The organism is Paenibacillus sacheonensis (assembly GCF_009909195.1).
GTDB classification, from domain to species: Bacteria; Bacillota; Bacilli; order Paenibacillales; family Paenibacillaceae; genus Paenibacillus_Z; species Paenibacillus_Z sacheonensis.
The window spans coordinates 201,765-223,572 of sequence record NZ_JAAAMU010000010.1 but is presented as its reverse complement, the minus strand read 5'-3'; the positions used below and the strand labels follow the sequence as shown (position 1 = coordinate 223,572).

At 56.8% G+C, this 21,808-nt stretch carries 19 protein-coding genes; 9 read left to right on the top strand and 10 right to left on the bottom strand.

Annotated features, from left to right (window positions below; genetic code table 11):
- The 8 genes from GT003_RS19700 to leuC all read right to left on the bottom strand — a co-directional run.
- Positions 1-1,585, bottom strand: a 1,585-nt coding sequence (locus tag GT003_RS19700; RefSeq protein ID WP_211676310.1) for a dynamin family protein, incomplete at its 3' end; no start/stop codon positions are given.
- Positions 1,586-1,643: 58 nt separating this feature from the next.
- On the bottom strand, positions 1,644-1,910 hold the full coding sequence (locus GT003_RS19695) for an NAD/NADP transhydrogenase alpha subunit (RefSeq protein WP_161700974.1): 267 nt from the start codon (positions 1,908-1,910) through the stop codon (positions 1,644-1,646).
- Between the two features lie 39 nt (positions 1,911-1,949).
- On the bottom strand, positions 1,950-2,618 hold the full coding sequence (gene nth / locus GT003_RS19690; protein WP_275589126.1) for an endonuclease III: 669 nt from the start codon (positions 2,616-2,618) through the stop codon (positions 1,950-1,952).
- A 165-nt stretch (positions 2,619-2,783) separates the two neighbouring features.
- A complete protein-coding gene (locus GT003_RS19685; protein ID WP_161700970.1) occupies positions 2,784-5,501 on the bottom strand; it encodes an S-layer homology domain-containing protein in 2,718 nt (905 codons plus the stop codon).
- 17 nt (positions 5,502-5,518) lie between these two features.
- Positions 5,519-6,199, bottom strand: coding sequence for a GerMN domain-containing protein (locus tag GT003_RS19680; RefSeq protein ID WP_161700968.1), 681 nt, complete (start codon positions 6,197-6,199; stop codon positions 5,519-5,521).
- 10 nt (positions 6,200-6,209) lie between these two features.
- Positions 6,210-7,700, bottom strand: a complete 1,491-nt coding sequence (locus GT003_RS19675) for an N-acetylmuramoyl-L-alanine amidase (RefSeq protein ID WP_161700966.1) — start codon at positions 7,698-7,700, stop codon at positions 6,210-6,212.
- Between the two features lie 189 nt (positions 7,701-7,889).
- Complete coding sequence (gene leuD / locus GT003_RS19670; RefSeq protein WP_161700964.1) at positions 7,890-8,483, bottom strand: 3-isopropylmalate dehydratase small subunit; 594 nt, start codon at positions 8,481-8,483, stop codon at positions 7,890-7,892.
- A 28-nt stretch (positions 8,484-8,511) separates the two neighbouring features.
- Positions 8,512-9,933: a 3-isopropylmalate dehydratase large subunit gene (leuC, locus tag GT003_RS19665; RefSeq protein ID WP_161700962.1), complete on the bottom strand. Its 1,422-nt coding sequence runs from the start codon at positions 9,931-9,933 to the stop codon at positions 8,512-8,514.
- A 169-nt stretch (positions 9,934-10,102) separates the two neighbouring features.
- Here leuC and GT003_RS19660 point away from each other — a divergent pair, with 169 nt between their 5' ends.
- Entirely contained in the window at positions 10,103-11,005 is a 903-nt protein-coding gene (locus GT003_RS19660; protein WP_161700960.1) for a LysR family transcriptional regulator, read from the top strand.
- Between the two features lie 63 nt (positions 11,006-11,068).
- On the opposite strand, the gene GT003_RS19655 is transcribed toward GT003_RS19660, so the two are convergent.
- On the bottom strand, positions 11,069-11,866 hold the full coding sequence (locus GT003_RS19655) for a carbon-nitrogen family hydrolase (protein ID WP_161700958.1): 798 nt from the start codon (positions 11,864-11,866) through the stop codon (positions 11,069-11,071).
- Between the two features lie 156 nt (positions 11,867-12,022).
- On the opposite strand from GT003_RS19655, the gene GT003_RS19650 reads away from it, so the two are divergent.
- From GT003_RS19650 to mtnB, 8 genes are all read left to right on the top strand, one after another.
- A complete protein-coding gene (locus tag GT003_RS19650) occupies positions 12,023-12,466 on the top strand; it encodes a hypothetical protein (RefSeq protein ID WP_161700956.1) in 444 nt (147 codons plus the stop codon).
- A 117-nt stretch (positions 12,467-12,583) separates the two neighbouring features.
- Positions 12,584-13,768: a pyridoxal phosphate-dependent aminotransferase gene (locus tag GT003_RS19645; protein WP_161700954.1), complete on the top strand. Its 1,185-nt coding sequence runs from the start codon at positions 12,584-12,586 to the stop codon at positions 13,766-13,768.
- A gap of 408 nt (positions 13,769-14,176) precedes the next feature.
- The gene (proB, locus tag GT003_RS19640) at positions 14,177-15,292 is read left to right on the top strand and encodes a glutamate 5-kinase (protein ID WP_161700952.1); all 1,116 of its coding nucleotides are present in this window, start codon (positions 14,177-14,179) and stop codon (positions 15,290-15,292) included.
- 224 nt (positions 15,293-15,516) lie between these two features.
- Positions 15,517-16,764 carry a glutamate-5-semialdehyde dehydrogenase gene (locus GT003_RS19635; RefSeq protein ID WP_161700950.1) on the top strand — a complete coding sequence of 416 codons (1,248 nt, stop codon included), beginning with the start codon at positions 15,517-15,519 and terminating at the stop codon, positions 16,762-16,764.
- A 21-nt stretch (positions 16,765-16,785) separates the two neighbouring features.
- Positions 16,786-17,667: a pyrroline-5-carboxylate reductase gene (proC, locus tag GT003_RS19630; RefSeq protein WP_161700948.1), complete on the top strand. Its 882-nt coding sequence runs from the start codon at positions 16,786-16,788 to the stop codon at positions 17,665-17,667.
- Complete coding sequence (locus tag GT003_RS19625) at positions 17,664-18,893, top strand: 2,3-diketo-5-methylthiopentyl-1-phosphate enolase (protein ID WP_161700946.1); 1,230 nt, start codon at positions 17,664-17,666, stop codon at positions 18,891-18,893. The genes proC and GT003_RS19625 overlap by 4 nt, the downstream gene beginning before the upstream one ends.
- Before the next feature lie 23 nt (positions 18,894-18,916).
- The gene (locus tag GT003_RS19620) at positions 18,917-19,582 is read left to right on the top strand and encodes a 2-hydroxy-3-keto-5-methylthiopentenyl-1-phosphate phosphatase (protein ID WP_161700944.1); all 666 of its coding nucleotides are present in this window, start codon (positions 18,917-18,919) and stop codon (positions 19,580-19,582) included.
- Positions 19,583-19,584: 2 nt separating this feature from the next.
- Entirely contained in the window at positions 19,585-20,229 is a 645-nt protein-coding gene (gene mtnB / locus GT003_RS19615) for a methylthioribulose 1-phosphate dehydratase (protein WP_161700942.1), read from the top strand.
- A gap of 69 nt (positions 20,230-20,298) precedes the next feature.
- Here the strand turns inward: mtnB and GT003_RS19610 are convergent, their stop codons facing one another.
- Positions 20,299-21,723, bottom strand: a complete 1,425-nt coding sequence (locus tag GT003_RS19610; RefSeq protein WP_161700940.1) for a DUF2515 family protein — start codon at positions 21,721-21,723, stop codon at positions 20,299-20,301.
- Positions 21,724-21,808: the final 85 nt, after the last annotated feature.

The following is a 21,808-nucleotide window of genomic DNA, read 5'->3' as shown; positions in this document are numbered from 1 at the left end:
CCAGCCGCGCGAGATGCGCGGCCGCGCGCTCCGCGAGCGCGGCCAGCGCCGAAAGCGCGCCGGCTTGCGTCGCAAGCTCGGCAAGCCGCGCGCGCAGCGGCGCGGCGGCAGCTTCGCCGGCCGCTGCGGCCCGATCGCCAAGCGCGTCGATCCACGTTAGCGCGCGCTTGCGGTACTGGCTTTTGACGGCCTCGGCGATTTCCCGGCTGTACGTCATGGTATAGGCATTGCCGAACGAGGCGCCCGTATTCACATGCGATACGAGCAGATCGGCATCCCACAATCCGTTCACGAACGGCGACAGCTCGGCTTCCAGCGTCTCGCCGCGCCAGCCGATGCCGTCCGCCGCGCGCCGCAGCAGGTCAAGCAGATGCCACTCGATGCCCGCTTGCACCTTGGCGTGCAGATCATGATAAAATGCCTGCAAGCGGCGTTCCTGTTCGGCGGCCGTCTTCGCGCCGGCAAACAACAGGCCCGCCTTGAAGCCGGGCTTGCGGCTTTCCAGAAACGACTGGGCTAGATCGCGGGTAGCCGCAGGCGTCAAATTCGCATTGTCCAGCAAGCTTTGCACCTCGAGGCGCAGCCGCGTACGTAGGGTATCCACCTCGGCTTGCCCCCGCTCGATCTCGCCTTCCAAGGATGCGATCTCCTCGCGAACCTTCTCCGCTTCGCCCTCGCCGCCGGCCAGGGTCAGCAGCCGTTCGCGCTCCTCTTCGGAAGCGGCCTCCAGCGCTTTGCCGTGCAGACGAACGACATGGCGCGCGGAAGAATCCACGCTGCAGACCGCGAGCGGCGTACGAAGCTCCGCCAAGGACTCGAACAACGCCAGCAGCGAAGACCATTCCGAATGCGGATGGTTCGGCTGCCGCAACGACAAATAGACGATGCCGCTCGGTTCCAGATGCCAGTTCCCGAACGCTTCGTCCACGCTTTGTTTATACGCCTCAAAGGACAGCTCGCTGTCACGGTGCTTATCGATTTGGTTCACGATCAAATAAAGCGGTTTGCCCCATTCTTTCAACTGCTTCGCAAATGTGAAATTAATCTCGGACTGCACGTGATTGTAGTCCATCACATAAAAAACGACGTCCGCCAAATGAAGCGCCGATTCGGTCGCCATCCGGTGCGCGTCGTCCGTGGAATCGATACCCGGCGTATCCAGCAGCACGGTATGGCTGCCGAGCCGGGGGATAGGGTAAGACAAGGAAACGGAAAGGACCGTTTCGCCGTCTTTGCAGTAAGCATTTACGTCTTGAATCGGAACTTCCAGCGTCTGTTCTTGTCCGGAGACAAGCTTCTTGATGACCGCTTTCGCTTCCCCGTTCTTGATGCTGACGACGTTCGCGCTGGTCGGAATCGGGCTCGAAGGCAGCAGCTCCGTGCCGCAAAGCTTGTTGACCAGCGTTGACTTGCCTGCGGAGAAGTGCCCGCAGAAGGCTGCAGTGAGCTGACCTTGATCCAGCTTCGACTGCAGCTCCCGCAGCCGCTTCGCGTCCCCCTCGTCCCCGGCTTCAGCCATCAAAGACGCCATGTTCGCCAGTGCGGTTTCCATGGCTTGCGTATTTCTCTCAATCGTACGGCTCATGGTTCTCTCTCCCTGTTTGCTCCCCGTCTTCCCTTTCAGTCAACCGCAGAGCGACGTATTAAACGAGTTGAACTGCCGGCAGGCAAATTTCGAATACTTCGCCGTGCTGCAGGATCGTCACGCCGCGTTCTTTTTCCTTCATAACGACGCATTCCGGCTTCTGCCGCATACGTTCAATATATTGATCGGGCACGTCGCCTGCTCCGCTTACCGTAACGCCTTCGAGCACAATTTCTTCGTTCTCGGCCGGCGGTGCTTCCATGATCTGCTCGTAAATATCGGAAAACAACGAAAAATCTTTCGTGTATACGGAAATGCATTTCATCGGTTAATCATCCTTATCATTAAGTGGTTGGACTAGCATTTAGCTCTTAGTTTTGCGGTTTAGTGCCGGTTTCATACGTTGCTGGCCTTCTTTGCAGCAATCTAGCAGCGGACATACGGGACACTGAGGGTTCTGTGCCTTGCAATGGTACCGCCCGAAAAATATAAGCCGGTGATGGGTCTCCGTCCAGAGTTCCCGCGGAACCAGCTTCATCAGCCGCTTCTCGACCTCCAGCACGTTGTCATCCGCTTTTGCAAAGCCGAGGCGCTTCGAGACGCGCTCCACGTGCGTATCAACGGCGATCGCCGGTACGCCGAAGGCGTTGGAAACGACGACATTGGCCGTTTTGCGGCCCACGCCGGGCAGCTTCGTCAGTTCTTCGTGCTCTCTTGGTACGTCGCCGCCGTAATCGTCGATCAGCATACGGCAGAGCTTTTGGATGAATAGCGCTTTGTTGCGAAACAGCCCGATCCGCTTAATGTCGTTCTCCAGCTCATCCAAGGGAACGGCCAGGTAATCGGAAGGCGTTCGGTATTTCTGGAACAAGTTCGCTGTCACTTTATTGACGGTTTCGTCCGTGCACTGCGCGGATAACAATACGGCAATGGTCAGTTCGAAAGGGTTGCCGTGATGGAGCTCGCAATGCGCATCCGGAAACATGCGGCCGATCACGTCCAGGACATGGGTTATTTTGTCTTTCGCTTTCAACTGACGCTCAACTCCTAATAGAACCATCGTTTCAAAGTGTAGCGAAAATTGTCGCATTTATCAACCGCAAAACCGAATGAAAAAGCGGTTTCTTCGCCTATATTCACAGAATTGAAATAAAAAATTGTCCTGGCAAACGCCAGGACAATGGTGTTCGAGCGGACTTTAACCTTTCGAAATCTCTACCAAAGCATTCCGGTAGAAATAAAGCACGATAGAATCGCCGTCCGTCAATTGGCTGATCGCGATGGCAGCGCCGTTTTGCGTGATTTTGGTCGCTGCCGTTACGGCAAACGTATTGACATCCGACAACGTCTCCCGTTTGACGGACAACGTACGCGAGGCCGTATCGTATTTCCAGAATTTCTTCGCAACGCCGCTGTTCACGGTAAGGACCAAGCGATCCTTCTCGTCGAGCTTCGCTTCCACGCGGTCGCCGGCGCTCAGGACGGCGGCAGAGCTGCCCGTGATGCCGTTCTTCACGACTGCATAGCCGGTGCCAAGAGCGACGTCGACCGTCGAGCCGTTATAATCGGCTACTGTCACCTTATCCGTCGAGACGGAAGCGATGCGGCCGACTGTTACGTTCAGCAATTTGAGCGAGGCGACGTTCTGTCCGACGAAATAGAGATTGCCGAGCTGACCGGCCGATACGCTGCCGATCGCGAGCTTGTCGCCCTTCTCGTTCGTCACGTCAAGCGTCGCGGCGGAATAGTCGTAGAACGTTCCGTCGGCCGCTTTCAGCTTCAGCTTCTTGCCGACCGCGTCGACCGAGTAGATTTCGATCTGCTTGGCCGTGTGCACTTGCAGCGTAGACACTTTATCCTGCGTGACGTTGAGCAGCGCCGTAACTTGATCGCCGGCCTTCACGTCGCTAAGCGCAGCGGAGGACTTGCCTGCGATTTCCACATAGCTCGGAATATCCATCGGCAAGGTGACGGCGCCGCCGTTGCTTTGCAGCAGCGTGACCGAGCCCGCATTCGTATTGACCGCCGTTACGGCGCCCGTGTACTTATACACGAATTGAACGAATACCGCCTTGCTTTCCGTGTAGCCGAGGGTGATTTTCTTCCCTTTCAGAAGCAAGCCGCCAACGCTGTTAAGCGTAACCGGCGAGCCGTTCATATCCAGCTTCGTTTTGTCGCTCAGGTAGACGGATGCCAGATTGTTGCTCGTGTCCTTCACGGTCAATGCCTTCAAATCGCTGTCGTAGCTGACGACCGTCGCGCCTGACAATACATTGACCTTACGGTTCACTACTTTGATCGCGGTAATTTGATCTTTGTCGTTCAGCGAGATGTCGAGCACGTCGCCCTTCACAAGATCGCCGACAGTCGTGCCCGTCAACCCTTCGATCGTCACGTCGACCGAGGCGGTGACGAACTTCGCTTCCAGCACTTGCTGCGCGGTACCCGAGCCCTTCACGTATTGAATCGTATTGCCGTCGCTGCTGGCGGAATAAAACTCTCCGCGGATCAGCTTGGCGGATGTTTGAACGATGGTGATCTTCGTCACGACCGAATTCTTGACCTCGTAAGAGACGACATCGCCGACGCGAAGCTGCGACAAGCCGCCGTCCAAGATTTGGCCCTGCCATACGACATCCGTTTGCGGCGCGACGCTGTACATCGACGAAGCCCCCGTCGTCGCGTCGGCCACCGTGATCGAAGGAGTCGCCGTTTGAACCGCTTGTACCGTGCCTTGACCGGTCTTGTTCACCGGAGCCGATTGAATCGCAATCGAGACTGCCAGCGGTTTCGCGCGGTACGTATCACGGGTAATTTCGACCTTGCTGTCGGCAGCCAAGCTCCCGATTGCGATGGCATTGCCGGCTCCATCCTTTACGGTCGTTGCCTGCGTATAGTTGATCGCTACCGGCTCGTCATCAACCCACACCCATAGTTTGCTGTCATTCGGCAGAATACGGTCAACCGTTCCCGTGATCTTCTCGACCTGCTGCTCGTCGTCAAGCTGTTCGACGTACAGCGCTTTTCCGCCGCTCGCCACGACCAGCAGCTTCGTATTCGGAACGATCTGATCGAGCGTGGCCGCTTTCTCGGAATCGAACCGGTAGAGGTACGTGCCCGCGTTCAAGTCGACGTTGGAATCTTTGCCGTCCATATACAAGCCTAGCGTAGAAGCGCTCTTGCTTGTCAGAATGGCGGTGTATTGTCCGCTGTAGGCAACCGGATATACGGGTTCCGCCCGGCTCAGAATCGTAGCGATTGCCGCCCGCGTGATGCTGCCTTTCGGATCGAACTTATCCGCTGTCACGCCGTTCACGAGCTTCAAGGAAACCGCCGCGTTCACATAGCCGGCATAATCTTTGCCGATGAGGCTGCCGTCCTTGAACGAGCTTGGCGTCGCTGCAAGCTCGCTCGCCGTCTGTTCCTTGCCGATCGCCTTCACGATCAGCTTCGTGATCCATTCGCGCGATGCTTTCTTGGTTCCCCAGGCGTTAGCCGCATCGGCATCGGCAAGTTTGAACTCCTCGTCGCGATTCAGAAGCCCTTCTTCGAAGGCGAGAATAATATAAGGTTTGAAATAGGCACTGACTTTGAAGTTCTCCGGAAACACGATCGCGTCGTCCGTCTTCACTTCGTTTTCTTTGCCGATGAAACGGATCGCCAGCGCGATCGCTTCTTGCTGCGTGATGTTGTCGCTTGGCTTGAATGCGCCGTTCGTTCCTTTAATGATTCCTTGGCTGGCCAGTTTGGCGATATGCTTCTCTGCCCAATGTCCCGCAGGCACGTCGCTGAACTTCGTCGTCGTGACGACTGCATCGGCATGAACCGTGCCGGCCTCGGCCGCGGTGTAACCTGCCAGCAAAGAAAATACCATGAACGATGAGACCAGCTTAACCCATTTTTTTTGCTGCGGCATGTCTGCGTGGCTCCCCTTTATTGTTTTTTGATCGGATGCTCCAGGTCCTCATGTCCCATTAAACTTTCCGCGGCTTCGCCGTCGACGAGTATGTTCAGCGAGGCGACATCCTTGAATTGAAAATAGGTTTGCGTAACGGCCGACAGCGCGAGCTGTTCGCCGGGTGCGCCTAGTCTTGCTTCGTCGGGCAAATGAATGTCAAGCGTAACGGCATCCCCATCTTGCTTGGCGCTAAGCAGCTGAACGTTCTTCCACAGGGAAGTTTCACCCTTGTCGCCATCCGATTGGAGCGCTTCGAACGCCGCCTTCAGTCGCTCGTTCCCGTCGCTGTAGGCAATTTGCTTCTTCTGCGCATGAAGATCGATCATTTGATCGTCCGTGTAATACACGGAGATATCTTCCTGCTTCTTCTCCGGCCCGGCAGCCGTTCCGGTATCGGTGGCACTGCCGGCATTGCCGGCAGTGCCTGCGTTATCGGAATTCCCCGCGCCGCCATTGTTGCCGGTATTCGCTGCGTTTCCGCTATTCGAGGACTGGCCTGAATTATTCCCGTTCCCGCCTTCGGATACGGACTGATTCTGATTGCTCGTTTCATTGCCCTGGAGCGGCTGCTCCTTGTTCCCGCATGCGCTGAGCGAGACGATCGAGGCAGCTGCAATGAGAGCCAACATCATTGTTTTTGTCGATTGCCGCTTCATTTGCGTCCTCCTAGCCGAGTTTCAAGTATTCTTTGATGCCTGCTACGATTTCGAGCGCGAGCTTGTCCTGCTTTGCTGCGTTATACAGCATCAAGCTGTCTCCGTTGTTGGACAAGTAACCTGTCTCGAGCAATACGGCGGGCATCTTCGTTTCCCGAATGACGTGGAAATTGCCCGTCCTTACGCCGCGATCGCTCAAACCCGTGCCTGCAACCAAATGCTTGTGCATCACTTTCGCGAGCGCCAGGCTGTCCGAACGCCAGTAATACGTTTCGGAGCCGCTGACGGTTGCGGAAGACGCGATATTCGCATGGAACGAAACAAAGATGTCGGCGGGCAATTTGTTCGCGAAGTTTGCCCTGTCCGCCAGCTCGACGAACGTATCGTCCGAACGGGTCAGATACGCTTTGATTTTCGTTTCCTTATCCAGCAGTGCCTTCACCTTCAGCGTGATGGCCAAATTGAACTCCTTCTCCTTGCGTCCGTTCACGCTGGACGCGCCCGGATCTTTGCCGCCGTGGCCGGCATCGAGCACGACTTTAAACTCGCCTTTGTCAGGCGTAGTCGGCGGGTTAACCGGAGGCGGCACGATCGGGCCTGTTTGCTCCAATACGTCGATACGAACGACATGGTCTTCATTCGTGATTTTAAAATTCGTCGGTGCGGCCATATCGAGCACGACGCGCACTGTCGATGGCTTGTCCGAATAATACGAGTAACGGATCTTCTGAAGCGTCGGATTGGAATCGACAAGAATCTCACCGAGCTTGGTACCGTTCGCAGCCGGCAGGAAGCCCGGCAGGAAATAAGGGTCGAAGTTCATCGACGGCAGATCGACGACGATTCGTTCCGGATTATGGAGCACTTGCGTCGTCACGTTGCCGAAGTCGCCCGCATAAGGCATGTAGATGCTGCCAATGCCATCGTAAACAATGGAATTGAGCAATGCCGTGTCGTTGGAAGGATCAGTCGTCCCCCCTCCTGTACCCGGTTCTTCAGTACCCGAACCCGGATCGCCGCTGCCTTCTCCCGGATCAGTCGATTCGCCGCCGTCCGAACCGGATTGCGGAGGATTGTCCACGAGTTTTGCGTACATATGTACCGAGCGGGTATCGGCATCCCAGTCCACGTCAAGACCGAACTGCTCGCCTACGAAACGAAGAGGAACATAAGTCATGTTCTTTGAAATCATTGCAGGTGCATCGAGAGTGATTTCCTGATCGTTGACGACGGCTTTCTTGCTTCCAATTGTCAGGACCGCCATCGTTTCTCCGTTGGAGATCGTCACGTTCGGGGACTTCCATTCGACGTCATAGCCGAGCCCTTCCGTCACGGTACGAATGGGAACAAAGATACGGGAGTTTACGTTCTTCGGTTCCGCGCTGCTGGACAATTGTTTGCCATTCAGATAAAGCTTGGGTGCTTCCGCTGCTCCCACGAGCGCGGGGAACAAAGTGATGAGAAACGACAACAGCATTACAGCGGTTACAAACTTCTTCATCTTTCACCTCAGTGACTGTTTTTTCGCCTTGAAGCAGCTCGTACAAGACGATGCTTACAGACAATGGTTAGACGCAGCTTGTCAGAAAAAGTTGCGTTTTCAGGAAAATTGTAGCGAATAAAATGCCAAAAAATAAACCCCGGCAAAAATGCCGGGGTTACTTTCGATTGAAACCCGAACTGCGCTCGGCTAGAACGCAACGCGGCTCGCTTCGTAAGCGGAAATTTTATCCTCGTGCTTCAGCGTCAGGCCGATGTCGTCCAGGCCTTGCAGCAGGAACTGGCGGCGATGCTCATCCAGATCGAACGAAATGCTAAGACCGGCGTCGTCGGAAATCGTTTTGTTTTCCAGATCGACCGTCAGCTTGTAGCCTTCCGTCTTCGCCGTGCGTTGGAACAGCTCTTCGACTTGTTCTTCGCTCAGCTTGATCGGCAGGATTCCGTTCTTAAAGCAGTTATTGTAGAAAATATCGGCGAACGAAGGCGCGATGACGACTTTGAAGCCGTAATCGAGAATCGCCCAAGGCGCGTGCTCGCGGGAGGAGCCGCAGCCGAAATTCGCGCGGGAAATCAGCACTTCCGAGCCTTGGTAACGAGGCTGGTTCAGGCTGAACGAATCGATTACGTTGCCCTTCTCGTCCCAGCGCCATTCGAAGAACAGGAATTGGCCAAAGCCGCTGCGCTCGATGCGTTTCAGGAATTGTTTAGGAATGATGGCATCCGTATCTACGTTTACGCGGTCTACCGGAGCTACGAGACCCGTTATTTGCTTGAAAGCTTCCATGTTGGTTGACTCCTCTCTCTTCTACCTTTTAGTTCAGCACTTCGGATTTGATCTTCCAATCGCGCACATCCGTGAATTTGCCCATGATCGCGGCTGCCGCAGCCATTGCCGGGGATACCAGATGCGTACGTCCGCCGCGGCCTTGACGGCCTTCGAAGTTGCGGTTGGACGTCGATGCGCAGCGTTGTCCCGGCTCAAGAACGTCAGGGTTCATCGCTAGGCACATCGAGCAGCCGGCGTCGCGCCATTCGAAGCCCGCTTCCGTAAATACTTTATCAAGGCCTTCTTTCTCCGCTTGGATCTTAACGCGTCCGGAACCCGGAACGACGATGGCGGTCACGCGGTCGCTGACTTGGTAGCCGCGAGCGATTTCGGCGGCGGCGCGCAAGTCTTCGATCCGGCCGTTCGTGCAAGAACCGATGAAGACATAGTCGATATCGATCTGGTTCATTGGGGTGCCCGGTTCAAGACCCATGTATTCAAGCGCCTTCTCGGCAGCTTTACGTTCATTCTCCGTCGGAAGCTCCGCAGGAACCGGAACGTTCTTCGTGATGTCCGTCCCCATGCCGGGGCTCGTGCCCCATGTTACTTGCGGAATCAGAGCGTCCACGTCGAATTCGACAACGGTATCGAACACAGCGCCTTCGTCCGTAGCAAGCTCCTGCCATACCGCCACGGCACGGTCGAACGCATCGCCTTGCGGCGCATACTCGCGGCCGCGCAGATAGTTGAACGTCGTTGCGTCCGGAGCGATCAGACCCGCGCGAGCGCCGGCTTCGATGGACATGTTGCACACGGTCATGCGCTCTTCCATCGACAGGGAGCTGATGGCTTCGCCCGTGAATTCCATAACATAGCCGGTACCGAAATCGGTGCCGTATTGCGCGATTACGCCAAGAATCATATCTTTTGCCGTTACGCCCGGTTTACGTTTGCCGTTGAAGCGCACTTCCATCGTTTTGGCTTTGGATTGCTGCAAGCATTGCGTCGCAAGCACGTGTTCCACTTCGGAAGTACCGATGCCGAATGCCAGCGCGCCGAACGCGCCGTGCGTGGACGTATGGCTGTCGCCGCAGACGATCGTTTTGCCCGGGTGCGTCAAGCCAAGCTCGGGACCCATGACGTGCACGACGCCTTGGTCGATGCTGTCGAGATCGAACAGCGTAACGCCGAAGTCTTTGCAGTTCTGCGTCAGCGTATCGATTTGTTGTTTGGAGATCGGATCCGTGATGTTGAAGCGGTCTTTCGTCGGAACGTTGTGATCCATCGTCGCGAACGTCAGGTCGGGACGGCGGACTTTGCGGCCCGTCAGGCGCAAACCTTCGAAGGCCTGCGGGGAGGTAACCTCGTGCACGAGCTGCAGATCGATATAAATGATGCTCGGTTTGCCGGCTTCGGATTGAATGACGTGGTTATCCCAAATTTTCTCAAACATCGTTCTTTTCGCCATTGAATTCACCTCATAAAGTTTCATAAGTTACGTAGCGCAATCTAGTGGTTCTATGGAGACATCATAGCATTTCTTTCTTCATTGATCCAAGATATAATATCTATAACAGCAATAGGTATGGCCTATGATGATCTTACCTTCAATTCATGTCGAAAGGAAGTGCCTATCCTTGGAACTTCGTCAGCTGCAATACGTCATCCAGATAGCCAAAGAGAAAAATTTCTCCCGCGCCGCGGAAAAGCTGCATATCGCCCAACCTTCCCTCAGCCAGCAGCTCTCGAAATTGGAAAAGGAAATCGGCGTGCTGCTGTTCAGACGCACGACCAACTCGGTTGAGTTGACGCATGCCGGCGCCGTCTTCGTGGAGAAGGCGCAAGGGATTCTCGATAATGTCGAGCAGCTGAAGCAGGAGCTGGACGACCTTGCCCACATGCGCAAAGGAAAGCTGGTCGTCGGCAGCTTGTCCATCACGGGTTCGCATGTCCTTCCGATCGTGCTTCCTATCTTCGGCCGGAACTATCCGGAAATCGAGGTCGTGCTCGTGGAGGACACTCCTTCCAAGCTGGAACAATTGACGGCAAGCGGCCAAACCGACCTCAGCCTGCTGGCGCTTCCGCTTCATGAGCCTTCGCTCGAGTGGATTCCCATTATAGAAGAAGAAATCGTGCTGGCCGTTCCGCCCGACCATGCGCTCGCGAAACGAACGAAGCCGGTAAGCGTGGAGGAGCTGCGCGCCGAACCGTTTATCGTCCTCAAGAAAGGACAAGGCTTCCGGCAAATCGTCCTGGAAACCTGCGAGAAAGCCGGATTCGAGCCGCGTATCGTCTTCGAGAGCACCAATATCGAGACCGTGCAGTCGCTCGTCGCCGCCGGCATGGGAATTACGTTCGTGCCGAAGATGCTTCAGCGGGAGACGACCGGCGAGCTTGCCCCGGCTTACTTGTCTTTCGCCTCCCCGAAGCCGACGAGAACGCTCGTGATCGCCAGCCGAAAAGGCCGCTATCTCTCGAGAGCGGCCGAAGCATTTATCGCAACCATGAATCTGACGACGGAGAATCACTTCAATTCGTAATCTCAATGCTTCGATTAGGCAGAAGGCGCCGTTTAGGCAGAAGTCGCCGTGCTAATGAACGATTTAGTACAAGGACGGCCTGCGGTCTTCAAACACGGGAATTTTGGCTCGAACGGCATCCACGAGCGTCAGGTCGATCTCGGCGCGAAGGATCGTCTCTTCTTCCCCCGCTTCCGCAATGATTTCGCCCCATGGATCGATAATCAAGGAATGTCCGAAGAACGAGCTTTCTCCGCTCGTCCCGCAGCGGTTGCAGGCGATGACGAACATTTGGTTCTCGATCGCCCTGGCCGTCAGCAGCGTCCGCCAATGATGAAGCCTTGGATTCGGCCATTGCGCCGGCACGAACAATGCTTGCGCGCCGTCCAAAGCAAGCTTGCGCGCCAGCTCGGGAAACCGGATATCGTAACAAATCATCATTCCAGCCGAAGCTCCCCCTGCTTCCAAACGGCCCAATTCCTCGCCAGCCTTCAGATACTTCTCTTCGTCCATCAGGCGGAACAAGTGGATCTTGGAATAGCTGCTTGCCAGCTCTCCCTGTTCATCGAACACGTACACCGTATTATAAACGCCATCCGCGCGTTTCTCCGCGATCGATCCGCCAAGCACTTGAACGCCGTTCGCCCGTGCGAAAGCGGATAACAGCTCCTTCGTTCGACGCCCTTCCGGATCGGCGATCTCCTCGATTCGCTCGAGCGCGTAGCCCGTATTCCACATTTCCGGCAGCATGACCAGCTCCGGTTTCTCTTCCCCGCTTACCGCTTCGGCCAGCTTACGCTCCAACCGCTCGAAATTCGCATCCGGATTTCCCGCGTCCACATGCATTTGAACGACGGCCACGCGCAGTTTGTTCCCGCTCATCTTTATTGCCTCCCATCGACATTCCCACATCCGGCATATCGATGCCGAAGTCCCTGTATTGCTCAGTTTTACTAATCATAACGTCTCATGCTTCGCTGTCAAGATGGGTAGCTTAACAACGAAATGAAATCCCATCCCAAAGGAGCGCTATGATTAATGAAAATACGGAGCATACACATCCTTTCCGCATTCGCACTTCTGCTTTTCCTGATGATGCCATTCTCCGCAAGCGCCGCAAGCAGCGAAGGCGAGACCGGTCAACGGCCGGTTCAAGCTTTCGACGTCGTGGCGGGAAAAGTAGTCAAGACGGTGCCCAACAGCCCGGAATACCAAGGTTATGCCAAATCGTGGCTCAAGACGACGACGGGCCTGTCGCCGAAGCTTCAGCCCGAGGACAAATGCGGGTACGTTTTCCGGATTCCGCTCGATGAACCGACCGCGGTCAAGGCCGGCGCGGAGCAGGTCACGACGCAGGACGTATTCCTGTTTTACTGTCCGAAGAAACCGCAGCTGCTGCTTATTTTTGACGAAAACCGCAAACCTTATTTACTCACTTTCAAAGCCAACATCAAGCCTTTCCTGAAAGCTCTGGATCTGTAGCTTTAGACCTAGCGGGCATTGGGGTCTTTTCCAGTTAAACCAACCTCTATACTCGACTTTTATCCGGTCCATGTGCTACATTTAGGGCTAGAATACAGGTGGAGGATTACGATTACCATGGAACCCAAAGTACACATCCAACCGGCAAGCCGCATGACGGGTTTGCCGGCTCAATTTTTCTCGGCGTTAGTTCACAAAGCGAATGCGCAGGCGGCCAAAGGGCGCGATGTCATCAATCTTGGACAGGGCAATCCCGATCGGCCCACTCCGCCTCACATCGTGGCCGCGCTTCAAGCGGCAGCTCCGAATCCGCTCTATCATAAGTATCCGCCTTTCAGCGGATTCAAATTCCTGAAAGAAGCCGTAGCCCAGCGTTACAAGGAAGATTATGATGTCGAGCTGGACCCCGAGACGGAAGTAGCCGTTCTGTTCGGAGGCAAGACGGGATTGATCGAGATCAGCCAATGTCTGCTTAATCCCGGAGATGTCTGCCTCGTGCCCGATCCCGGTTATCCGGACTACTGGTCCGGCGTCGCGCTGGCCGGCGGGGTTATGGAATACATGCCGCTTAGGGAAAGCAACGGCTTCCTGCCGGATTACAGCACCATCTCCGCGGAGGCGGCGAACAAGGCGAAGCTGATGTTCATCAATTATCCCAACAATCCTACCGGCGCGACCGCCGGATCGGATTTCTATGCGCAGACGATCGAATTCGCCGCTAAACACGGCATCGTTGTCGCGAGCGACTTTGCATACGGCGCAATCGGCTTCGATGGAAATGCGCCGGTCAGTTTCCTGCAGTCGCCTGGCGCCAAAGAAGTCGGCGTGGAATTCTATACGCTGTCCAAGACGTACAACATGGCAGGATGGCGCGTCGGCTTCGCTCTCGGCAATCCAGAGATCGTATCGCTCATCAACTTGATTCAGGATCATTACTACTGCAGTCTGTTCGGCGGCATCCAAGACGCCGCCGCCGTTGCCCTGACTGGGCCGCAGCAATGCGTGACGGAGCTGACGGCCGCTTACGAGAGCCGCCGCAATGCGTTATTCGCCGCCATGGACGAGATCGGCTGGGTGTCAAACAAACCCAGCGGTTCCTTCTTCTGCTGGCTGCCCGTGCCGAAGGGACATACCTCCGCTTCGTTCTCCGATTACGTGCTGGAGCATGCGGACGTTGTCGTAGCGCCTGGCGTCGGTTTCGGCTCGCATGGCGAAGGCTACGTACGGCTTGGACTGCTGGCGCCGGAGGAACGGCTTCAGGAAGCTATCCACCGAATCGGAAAGCTGGGTTTGTTCGGCTAACGATCGAGTCCGCGGCCCGCAGAGCGCGTCTCTGCGGGCTTTCGTTTGCTTTACAGGTCGGCGCCGGCCATGGTATGCTTGCTGTAACTTAACATAAGCAACGTCTTGACGGGACCAAGTATGCAATCCGCGATGCGACCAGAGAGTAGATTCGCTTGCTGCGAGAATTTACCGTATCTGCTGCAGAAACCCACCCCCGAACGGCCGGCGACGAGTCGGACAGCGGCCTGCTGTTATCAGGTCTTTAAGCCGAACGGCATCGCATCCATTATTTGGCGTGCGCATGGCGTTAATAAAGGTGGTACCGCGGAAGCTAACTTTCGTCCTTTGTCTCTATACAAGGGCGGAAGTTTTTTTGTTTTTCTAGATACTCAGCCAGCCACTCCTGGGAAAGGTTAGGTCGCCACAATGACAGATACGATCGTAGTCAAAATCGGAAGCAGCTCCCTCACTTCGGAAGAAGGCGGCTTGAACCGCGAACGAATTGCGTTCTTCGCGCACGAGCTGGCTGCCTTGCACGAGGCCGGCCATCAGGTGCTGCTCGTGACCTCCGGCGCCGTTGCCGCGGGATTCAGGAAAATCGGCTACGCGAGCCGCCCGAAAATCATTCATGAGAAGCAGGCCGCGGCCGCCGTCGGGCAGGCGCTGCTCATGCAGGCGTATCAAGAGGCATTCGGATCCTATGGCGACCGGGGCGGCATCGGCGTCGCGCAAATCTTGCTGACGCGAGCCGACTTCTCCAACCGCAAACGAATTCAAAATGCGCAAATGACGATCGACGAACTGCTCAAGCAGCGTATCGTCCCCATCGTCAACGAGAACGATACGGTCGCGACGGAAGAGTTGAAATTCAGCGAGAACGATACGCTGTCCGCGCTGGTCGGCAATCTCGTGAAAGCCAAACAGCTCGTCATCATTACCGACATGGACGGCCTGTACACCGAGGATCCGAGAAAAAACCCGGCCGCCAAACGCATTGACCGCGTCGGCCAAATTTCGGACGACATCTTGAGCTTTGCCGGCGGCGCAGGGTCCGCGGTCGGTACTGGCGGCATGCGTTCCAAGATCGAAGCCTCGCGCATCGCCATGCGCGGCGGCGTGCCGACCTTCATCGGACGCGTCGTCGAGCCCGGCGATCTGCAGCTGGCCGTCTCGGGGAATGGCAGAGGCACGTACTTCGATACGAGCCTGCACAATCTCCCCATGAAGAAGCAGTGGCTCGGTTTCCACTCCATGCCGCAGGGGCGCATCATCGTCGATGAAGGCGCCGAACGGGCGCTGATCGAGGGCGGCAAGAGTCTGCTGCCCGCGGGCATCCGGACCATCGAGGGCGATTTCCATCCCGGAGACGTCGTCGAGGTATGCAACCTGCAGGGCCAGACGCTCGGCCGCGGCGTGGTCAATTACGATGCAGCGCAAGCGCAGGCCGCTGCAGGGCTAAGCTCCGAGGAAGTCCGCAGGCGGGTCGAGGTCGCACGCATGGAGGTCATTCATCGCGACGAATGGGTGACGCTGAAGAATTAAAAGCGCGGTAAGAGCATGACCTGCGGTCGAATGAGTCTCCAATCGCTGTTGTAGTGCTGTTTTCTTCGATTATGTAATTGATTAGATGTTGAAAACAGACTACAAAGGCGACCGTTTCACTTTTCCGACTTCATTTCGACCTCCGGTCACTACATTCACATTCGCCGAGCTTTGAATCCAAGCTATAGGGAAAAAATAGAAATAACGAGAAAGAAGGGCTACATATGAGCGAAGTACGCGAGAAAGCCGCGCTGGCCAAATCGGCCGCGCAAGTGATGAATCGCATGACAACGCAGCAGAAGAACGAAGCGCTGCTCGCGATGGCCGATGCTCTCGTTGAGCAGCAGGCTTCAATAATCGCCGCCAATGCCGAGGATATTGAACGCGGCCGCGGCAACGGAACGAGCGAATCTCTGCTCGACCGGCTGAAGCTGACGCCGGAGCGGATTCATGGCATCGCCGAAGGACTGAAGCAAGTCGTGGAGCTCCCCGATCCGGTCGGCTTGACGCTTGAGTCGTTCCAGCGTCCGAACGGTCTTCGCGTCGAGAAAATTTCCGTCCCTCTGGGCGTTATCGGCATGATCTACGAAGCGCGTCCGAATGTGACGGTCGACGCGGCCGGCCTCTGCCTGAAGACCGGCAACTCGGTCGTCCTTCGCGGAGGATCGGCCGCATTAGCTTCGAACCAACGCATCGTGGAGGTGCTCCGCGCAGCGCTTGAAAGCACGGCGCTTCCCGCCGATGCGCTGCAGCTCGTCGAAGATCCGTCGCGCGCTTCCGTCGACGAAATGTTGAAGCTGAACGGTCTCCTCGACGTCGTAATCCCGCGGGGCGGCGCCTCGCTGATCCGCAACGTCGTCGAGAATGCTACCGTTCCTGTCATCGAGACAGGCGCCGGCATCTGCCATACGTTCGTGGATGCAGGCGCATCGTTCGACATGGCCTCGGACATCGCGTTCAACGCGAAGGTGCAGCGCCCGTCGGTGTGCAACTCCATGGAGACGCTGCTGCTGCATGAATCGTTCGCAGCGGAACATCTTCGCTCGCTCGCGGACCGTTTCTTGACGGCCAGCGTGGAATTGCGGGGCTGCGAGCGGACGCGCGCGCTCGTTCCCGAAGCCGCTCCGGTATCGGATACCGATTTTGCGACAGAATATAACGACTATATCATGAACATCCGCATCGTGGACGATCTCGATCAAGCGCTGGGCCATATCGCTCGATTCGGCACCATGCACTCGGAATGCATCGTCACCGAGAACGCGGAGAACGCCGCGAATTTCATGCAGCGCGTCGATGCGGCCGCTGTGTACCATAACGCATCCACCCGCTTCACCGACGGCTTCGAATTCGGCTTCGGCGCCGAAATCGGCATCAGCACCCAGAAGCTTCACGCTCGCGGCCCCATGGGACTGCCTGCGTTGACGACAACTAAATTCCGCGTGTTCGGCAATGGTCAAATTCGCGGGTAAACCAGGAGGATAACAGCTATTATGACGACTCTTTCCACTTCCGGCACCCTTCCGGACATCCATACGCTCCGCATGTGCTTCTATGGTGCAGGCTCCATGGCCGAAGCGATCGTACGGGGCATCCTTGACCGCGGCCTGACGGAGCCCGAACGAATCGGGATGATGAACAGGCAGAACGCCGAACGCATGAACGAGCTATCCAGCCGCTACGGCATTAACGGGGCGATCACCGCCGAGGATAAGGACGCCATGCTGCGCGAATCCGATATCGTATTCCTCGCCATGAAGCCGAAGGACGCGGCAGAGGCGATCAAGCGCGTTCGCGACTTGCTCCATCCCGGCCAACTGATCGTATCCCTTATCGCGGGCATGACGATCTCGACTCTCGAAACGCTGCTCGGCAAACCGATGCCGATCGCGCGAACGATGCCCAATACGTCCAGCACCATCGGACTCGGCGCGACGGGGATCAGCTTCTCGACTTCCGTGAGCGATAGCCAGCGTCTTCTGGCGGACGCGTTGTTCCAAGCCGTCGGCTTGACAGCCATCGTCGAAGAACCGATGCTCGAGGTCGTAACCGGCCTCTCCGGCAGCGGACCTGCCTATATCTATTACATGATGGAAGCGATGATCGCCGCCGGAAGCAAGCTGGGACTGACCGAGGAAGCCGCCCGCGAGCTGACGATCCAGACGGTGCTCGGAGCCGCTCATATGGTCAAAGCCACCGGCGAAGACCCGGCCGAGCTGCGCCGCAAGGTCACGTCGCCGAATGGTTCCACGCAGGCGGCGATCGAAAAGTTCGACGAGTACCGATTCACGGAAGCCGTTCTGGCAGCCGTCACCCGTTCGGCCGAACGCGCTATGGAAATGGGAGCCGATATCGAAAGGAATGCAAAATCATGAGTCATGCGGTATGCACGGCCACTTATCGGTGTTATGACGATAAAGCCGATTTCAACAAAAAAGCGCTCGGCATCGCCGTCGGCTTGACCGTCGGCAGCTGGACCGATCTGCCCGAAGCCCGCAAAGCCGAAATGGAGAAACATCTCGGCCGCGTCGTATCCGTCGTAGAATCAGGCGGCACTGAACCCGGAACGCGTTATGCGGATATCGTCGTTGCGTATCCGGACGTCAATTTCAGCCGCGATCTCCCCGCCCTGCTCGTGACCGTCTTCGGCAAGCTCTCCATGGACGGCCGCATCAAGCTGCTCGATTTGGATTTCTCGGCGGATTTCCTGTCGGCCTTCCCCGGACCGAAGTTTGGCATCGAAGGCGTACGAGGCCTGCTCGGCGTTCATGACCGGCCGCTGCTCATGAGCATCTTCAAGTCCGTCATCGGCCACGACCTGCCTAATCTGCGCGAACAGTTCTACAAACAAGCGCTTGGCGGCGTCGACCTCATCAAGGACGACGAGATTCTATTCGAGAACCCGCTCACCCCGCTGCAGAAGCGCGTGGAAGCTTGCATGGAAGCAGCCCGCCAGGCGGAAGCCGAGACTGGGCAGAAGCTGCTGTATGCCGTCAACTTGACGGGACCGACTTCGAAGCTCGCCTCGCAGGCGAAGCTCGCGATCGCATCCGGAGCCAACGCCCTGCTCTTCAACGTGCTGGCATACGGCTTCGACGTGCTGCATGAGCTTGCCAGCGATCCGGAGATCAACATACCGATCGCGGCCCATCCGGCCATGGCCGGTGCCTTCTACCCGTCGCCGCATTATGGCATCTCTGCCCCGCTTCTGCTGGGCAAGCTGATGCGGCTGGCCGGCGCCGACCTCGCCTTGTTCCCGTCCCCTTACGGCTCCGTCGTGATGCCGCGGGAAGAGAATCTGGCCGTGCAGGCTGCTCTGATCGATCCGGCGCTGCCCGTACGGACAAGCTTCCCCGTTCCGTCCGCGGGGATTCACCCGGGACTCGTTCCGCTCATTCTCCGCGACTTCGGCTCCGAAGTCGTCGTCAACGCAGGCGGCGGCATTCATGGTCATCCCATGGGGACGGCAGCCGGCGGACAAGCCTTCCGACAAGCGATCGAGGCAACCCTTAACAACGTTTCGCTTCCGGAGGCCGCAGCGAAACCAGGCAACGAAGCGCTTCGAACCGCGATTGACAGCTGGGGGTACAAAACACCATGATTTCGAACGAGGCACAGACATCGATGACCAAACAACGCGTTATTTTTTGCGATTTTGACGGGACCATAACCGAGAACGATAATATTGTCGCGATTATCCGCCATTTCAACCCGCCGGGCTGGGAAGCCATCGTGAACAGCATCGTGAATCAATCCAAGAGCATCAAGCAGGGCGTCGGCGAGCTGTTCCGCCTCCTGCCCGCTTCCATGAAGAACGAGGTCGTCGACTATGCGATCTCGAATGCCCGCATCCGTGCCGGCTTCGCCGACCTGCTGCGTTATAGCAAAGACAATGACATCCAATTTTACGTCACGAGCGGCGGCATCGACTTCTTCGTCTATCCCTTGCTCTCGCCGTTCGGCATCCCCGAAGATCATATTTACTGCAATGGCAGCGATTTCTCCGGCGACGCCATCGAGATCACGTGGCCGCACCCCTGCGAAGGCCAATGCACGACCGATTGCGGCATGTGCAAGAAGACGATTATCAATCGTTTTCCCGCCGACCGTTTCGAACGTATCCTGATCGGCGACAGCGTCACGGATTTCGAAGGGGCCAAGCTCGTCGACGTCGTCTTCTCCCGCTCCCATCTGACGCTGAAATGCGCGGAGCTGGGCCTTCCCTATCATGAATACGAGACGTTCTACGACGTCATCGATCAATTGAAACGCCAGGAGGCGACAACCTAACGATGTCCTTTGCACACATTTCTCTAGAAGCGAAACAAAAGGCGCTCGCGGAGCTGACCGAAGTGAAGAGCCTCTTCGCCTCGCGCGGCTGGTTCCAAGGCACGAGCGGCAACTTGTCCATCCGCGTCGGCGATTTCACGCCGGAGGACTTCCATTTCGCGATTACGGCCAGCGGGAAAGATAAATCGCTCTCTACGCCGGAAGACTTCCTCTTCGTCGACCAAACGGGTCAGCCGAGCGAGCTGACGAAGCTGAAGCCATCCGCAGAGACGCTGATTCATTGCGAAATCTATAAGCAAACCGGCTGCGGCGCCATCTTCCACGTGCATACCGTCTTCAACAACCTGGTGTCCGAGCTGTTCTGGGAACGCAAGTCCATTCCCGTAGATGGCGTAGAACTCATCAAAGCGTTTAATATTTGGGACGAGGAAGCGCATATCGACATTCCGATCGTCTCCAACTTCGCCCATATTCCGAGCATCGTGCCGGAAGTGACCGAGCGGCTGGACAAGCGTATCCCGGGCATCATGCTGCGCAAGCACGGCATCTATGCGTGGGGCGCCAATGCGTTCGAGGCCAAACGCCATCTGGAAGCATTCGAATTTCTATTCGAATACGTCTACCGCTGGGAACTGCTGAAACGTTAGCTGTCCAGAGTCCTGTCCCTTTCGATCCAAATAAAAGGCGCTGCATGCAGGCTGTACGACAGCCGGGCATCAGCGCCTTTTCGTATGCGAGCCGAACCGCCTCCTCGCCTGAACGGCCAGTTCCAGCTTATTCAGCGCCATGCAGTGTTCGAACGTGATTTCGAAGATATCCGGCAGCGGCAGCGCGGCGAAATAGGTTCGAACGGCATCTTTATGCTCGAACCAGTCCTCGCGGGCGGGCGGTTCGAAGGGCATATCCTCCCACGCCGCGGATAGCTCCGGGCTAAGCAGCTTGTTGGCGCCATCCAATAAGCTGCAGCCTTCAAGCCGTTCTTGAAAGGAAGCCTTCCCCTGCCCGCTGCTCCGTTCTCTCGTGAATAGATGCGGCGCATAGTCCGCACGCGAACCCGTATGATGCACGCCGCGAACGAATGCCATGACGCCTTTCATCACTTCCGGCACGCCGATTAAGATCGCATACAGCCGTTTGCCGAATTCGATGCGCTCCGAGAGCTCGCTGAAGCGCTCGAGCACTAACCCGGCCAGCATCATCTCGCCTCCGGCGTCGAGCGGCGAACCGTACGGCAGGACGACCGTATTGGTTTGAAGCGGGATTTGCAGCAGGAAGGACGCCTTTTTCAGCACATGCGCCTTGAAATATTCGCTCTGCACAAGCGGCTTCTCGATCACGTGCTGCTCGTTCACGATCAATGCCGTCGTCAGCAGGACGGAATCTTGGCGCTGCCAGAATTGCGACCATACCGGAAGCATGAACCGCGATACGCCGAAGCAAGGAAGCATGCGGGACAAGTCGCGCCCTTCCTTGCGGGAAGCCTCATAGAGCAGCAGCTGCGGATAGGCGTCATGAAAGATAAGGGCGTTGATGCGCTCGAGCAGGATGAACATATGCCGGCGCGTCTCCTCGTCCAACAGCTCGGGCAGGAGATCGCCCTGCAGGTCCGTCATGTTCCAGCCGCCGTTGCGGGATACGAGATGGGCGAGCAGCGCCCATTGCAGCTCGGGACAGCGATAATAGACAGCCCGATACGCTTCGGTGCGCGTGACATTATTCCGATTCGCGACCTCGGTCTCATGATGAATTCGATGTATAAGCGAACGTTCCCGCTCGGTATAGGCAGTCAATGCTTGATCGGCTCCCCGGCCTTCCCCGGCCCCGGCAGAAACCTGCTCCTCCGTCAGTCGATCGCATGGCCCGCTTGCGTTCAAATTCGCGTTTATACCCGCGGTTGCCCCGGAGACGGAGTGATTGCCGCCTTGCTCCTTGTTAGACTCCAAGCCCGCTTTGGCTATATCGGCAAACAATTCGCGCACGGCCTCTTGGTTGATTCCGGTTGGCAGCGCATGCTCGGCGAGCTCGTGCGAGGCACTCCTGGCATGCCGCTTGCGCAATGCGTAATTTCTGATAAAACGTAATGCGTGGAGCAGCCAGCCAAGCAACGAAAGCTTGGTGCGCTGCGGGCGGCGCTGCGGCATATCCAGCCATCCTCCTTTTCACCCGGAAACAACCGTTGTTCGATTAGTATGAGCTTCACTGCCGGCGATTAGCCGTTATAGTATA

Excerpts from the sequence above, each read along its gene's own strand:
- GT003_RS19695 (WP_161700974.1), bottom strand. The coding sequence starts at position 1,910 with ATGAAATGCATTTCCGTATACACGAAAGATTTTTCGTTGTTTTCCGAT.
- GT003_RS19685 (WP_161700970.1), bottom strand. The coding sequence starts at position 5,501 with ATGCCGCAGCAAAAAAAATGGGTTAAGCTGGTCTCATCGTTCATGGTA.
- GT003_RS19680 (WP_161700968.1), bottom strand. The coding sequence starts at position 6,199 with ATGAAGCGGCAATCGACAAAAACAATGATGTTGGCTCTCATTGCAGCT.
- GT003_RS19675 (WP_161700966.1), bottom strand. The coding sequence starts at position 7,700 with ATGAAGAAGTTTGTAACCGCTGTAATGCTGTTGTCGTTTCTCATCACT.
- leuD (WP_161700964.1), bottom strand. The coding sequence starts at position 8,483 with ATGGAAGCTTTCAAGCAAATAACGGGTCTCGTAGCTCCGGTAGACCGC.
- leuC (WP_161700962.1), bottom strand. The coding sequence starts at position 9,933 with ATGGCGAAAAGAACGATGTTTGAGAAAATTTGGGATAACCACGTCATT.
- GT003_RS19655 (WP_161700958.1), bottom strand. The coding sequence starts at position 11,866 with ATGAGCGGGAACAAACTGCGCGTGGCCGTCGTTCAAATGCATGTGGAC.
- GT003_RS19650 (WP_161700956.1), top strand. The coding sequence starts at position 12,023 with ATGAAAATACGGAGCATACACATCCTTTCCGCATTCGCACTTCTGCTT.
- GT003_RS19645 (WP_161700954.1), top strand. The coding sequence starts at position 12,584 with ATGGAACCCAAAGTACACATCCAACCGGCAAGCCGCATGACGGGTTTG.
- proB (WP_161700952.1), top strand. The coding sequence starts at position 14,177 with ATGACAGATACGATCGTAGTCAAAATCGGAAGCAGCTCCCTCACTTCG.
- GT003_RS19635 (WP_161700950.1), top strand. The coding sequence starts at position 15,517 with ATGAGCGAAGTACGCGAGAAAGCCGCGCTGGCCAAATCGGCCGCGCAA.
- proC (WP_161700948.1), top strand. The coding sequence starts at position 16,786 with ATGACGACTCTTTCCACTTCCGGCACCCTTCCGGACATCCATACGCTC.
- GT003_RS19625 (WP_161700946.1), top strand. The coding sequence starts at position 17,664 with ATGAGTCATGCGGTATGCACGGCCACTTATCGGTGTTATGACGATAAA.
- GT003_RS19620 (WP_161700944.1), top strand. The coding sequence starts at position 18,917 with ATGACCAAACAACGCGTTATTTTTTGCGATTTTGACGGGACCATAACC.
- mtnB (WP_161700942.1), top strand. The coding sequence starts at position 19,585 with ATGTCCTTTGCACACATTTCTCTAGAAGCGAAACAAAAGGCGCTCGCG.
- GT003_RS19610 (WP_161700940.1), bottom strand. The coding sequence starts at position 21,723 with ATGCCGCAGCGCCGCCCGCAGCGCACCAAGCTTTCGTTGCTTGGCTGG.